At 53.0% G+C, this 2,421-nt stretch carries 4 protein-coding genes; 3 read left to right on the forward strand and 1 reads right to left on the reverse strand.

Going from position 1 to position 2,421, the window contains the following annotated elements; translation table 11 throughout:
- The 3 genes from CW742_RS10645 to CW742_RS10655 form a co-directional block, all read left to right on the forward strand.
- On the forward strand, window positions 1-1,069 hold a 1,069-nt coding region (locus CW742_RS10645; RefSeq protein ID WP_292420208.1), incomplete at its 5' end, for a 2-aminoethylphosphonate aminotransferase.
- 89 nt (window positions 1,070-1,158) lie between these two features.
- Entirely contained in the window at window positions 1,159-1,302 is a 144-nt protein-coding gene (locus CW742_RS10650; protein ID WP_292420211.1) for a hypothetical protein, read from the forward strand.
- Between the two features lie 125 nt (window positions 1,303-1,427).
- Window positions 1,428-1,706, forward strand: a complete 279-nt coding sequence (locus CW742_RS10655) for a hypothetical protein (protein ID WP_292420214.1) — start codon at window positions 1,428-1,430, stop codon at window positions 1,704-1,706.
- A gap of 461 nt (window positions 1,707-2,167) precedes the next feature.
- On the opposite strand, the gene CW742_RS10660 is transcribed toward CW742_RS10655, so the two are convergent.
- On the reverse strand, window positions 2,168-2,421 hold a 254-nt coding region (locus CW742_RS10660; protein WP_292420217.1), incomplete at its 5' end, for a hypothetical protein.

The following is a 2,421-nucleotide window of genomic DNA, read 5'->3' on the forward strand; positions in this document are numbered from 1 at the left end:
CGCCACCCCGAACGATACCGTGAAAGAGGCACTGGTAGTGCCGGATATGTGTGCGCGGGAAGAGGAGTTCGTGCAGGTCCGCTCCGGGATACGCCGGGACCTGGTGAAGATAGCCGGTGGGGATGATACGTACACCGCCGTCCTGTTTGCCGGATCCGGAACAGCCGTCATGGATTCCGTAATCAACTCCGTGGTTCCGGAGAACAGGAAAGTCGCTGTCATCGTGAACGGGGCTTATGGCGAGAGATTTGTGGCCATTGCCGGGTCCTATGCCATCCCGAATGTTCCCATCCGCTTTGACTGGGGCAGCAAAATCGACCTGGCGGTTGTTGAAGAGGTGCTCAGGAATGACCGCACCATCTGCTGTCTCGTGCTTGTCCATCACGAGACAACGACCGGCATCCTCAACCCGCTGGACGAGACCGGTGCCCTGGCGAAAAAATACCAGTGCACCTTTCTTGTCGACGCCATCTCGAGTTACGCCGGTATACCGATCGACATCCGGGCCTCCGGCGCCGATTTTTTGCTTTCCACTTCGAACAAGTGCATCCAGGGAATGGCAGGCATCGCGTTTGTTATCTGCCGGCGCGATGCCCTGGAAGCGATACAGGGGTACCGGAAGCGTTCGTTTTATCTTGATCTGTACAGCCAGTACCAGTATCTTGAAACAACCGGCCAGACCCCGTTCACCATCCCGGTCCAGGTTGCCTATGCCCTGCAGCAGGCAATCTCTGAATATTTCGAAGAAGGGGGTACTGAACGCTACCGGCGATACAGGGAAAACTATACAATGCTCCGGTCGGGTCTGCTCGCCCTGGGTTTTTCCCTGCTTCTCGCAGAAGAGCTGGAATCGCACATCCTCTTAACGGTCCTGGAGCCGGAGGATCCCCGGTTTGATTTTGACCGCATGCACGATTTTCTCTATAGCCGGGGATTTACCATCTACCCGGGAAAGATCCGGAAACGATCGTTCCGGCTCTCGGTCATGGGCGCAATTTACCCGGAAGATATCCGGGCATTTTTGCAGGCACTCGGCGAGTACCTTGCTGCAGCGAACGTGAAATTATAAGGGGGCAGCCTGCTTTGTTACCGGGGAATTCTTTTGGGCCGATATTCTTTTTATCTGATACGTTAACATAGGACGCCATGGACGAAGGGATGAAGAAAATTGTTCTGCTGATGGTATGTCTGGCCGTTCTCGGTTGCATTATCGCAGGAGTCCACTACGTTGCCATCGATCTCCCCTTGCAGCAGGCTGCAATCCATGCACCCGGAAATGGCATGATGGACCCCTGGATCTAACAAGGATGATTGGGTAGAGGCTGCACTCAACGTGCCCACGAACCGTTATAGCTATGGGTTGGTGGTAACCGGATGGCTCATGACCAAAGCTCCGGATATCCTTTCATCGGTATTTTATACCCGTCGTGACAGAACCAGATACTAGTGAGGACAACGTATTGCCAGAACCACAACGATCCCCGCTCGCCAGCCTCGTGCTCTTTATGATCTGCCTGTCGGTTGCCGGCTCCCTTGTTGCCGGGGCGCATTATTACGCGGTGGACCTCCCGATGCAGAACACGGTCCAGGCACCCGGGAACAGCGTAGTCCAGTCATGGAAATGCAGCGACTGTGCAAATGTCTGCAGGTGGGCAGGGACCCTGTCTCAGACCTGCTATAACCTTTGCCTGGGAGACTGCTATTGATTTTTCAAACCCGTTTAACTTTTTCAACCGCGATCACGATCGCATTCGAAGAGCCGGATGGCTCTTCTCCTCAGTCATCGGATGATGGTATCGGATTTTAATACCAGTATTTATGTATTGTAAAAAATAACCCGGAAGAGTTTCCCGAGTAACCTGGAGGTATGTTAACATGACATCATCACAATCCACACGTTCGCCGCTTGCCCGGCTCGTATTGTTCATGGTCTGCTTATCGATTGCCGGCACAGTTGTTGCCGGGGCACACTATTATGCCGTGGATCTTCCGAGGCAGAGCGCTGTCACCGCACCGGAAAATGGTTCACCGTCGTGGCAGAATTGCGGCTGTTCCGAGCGTCATCTGTTTTGTATTTCTAACTGTGATACCGTTTGTTCAAAAGATAATCCGCTTGGCTGTTTTATGTGTGACCAGACATGCGAGACAAACTATTATTTGTGTTCTCTTAACTGTAAAACACCATAATTTTAAAAATCCCTTTTTGAAATCGATCTTTCCAACCCGGGACACCGGAAGAGATGCTCTCCGCGAGATACACTTCTCCGACGGAGACATGGTGTGCCGGGAGATGAATGGTGCTTTCTCCCTCCGACCGGCCCGTTTTAGTTTCACCCTCCCCCCGCCTTTCCTGTATTATCACGGCCCTCTGAGAACCGGGACCATGCAATTCCTCTGGTGCGGGTTTCATCTCTCCTCCGA

It is taken from the genome of Methanoregula sp. (assembly GCF_002835825.1).
GTDB lineage: Archaea > Halobacteriota > Methanomicrobia > Methanomicrobiales > Methanospirillaceae > Methanoregula.

Bases quoted from the DNA above. Each gene is read 5' to 3' on its own strand.
- CW742_RS10650 (WP_292420211.1), top strand. From the start codon at position 1,159: ATGAAGAAAATTGTTCTGCTGATGGTATGTCTGGCCGTTCTCGGTTGC.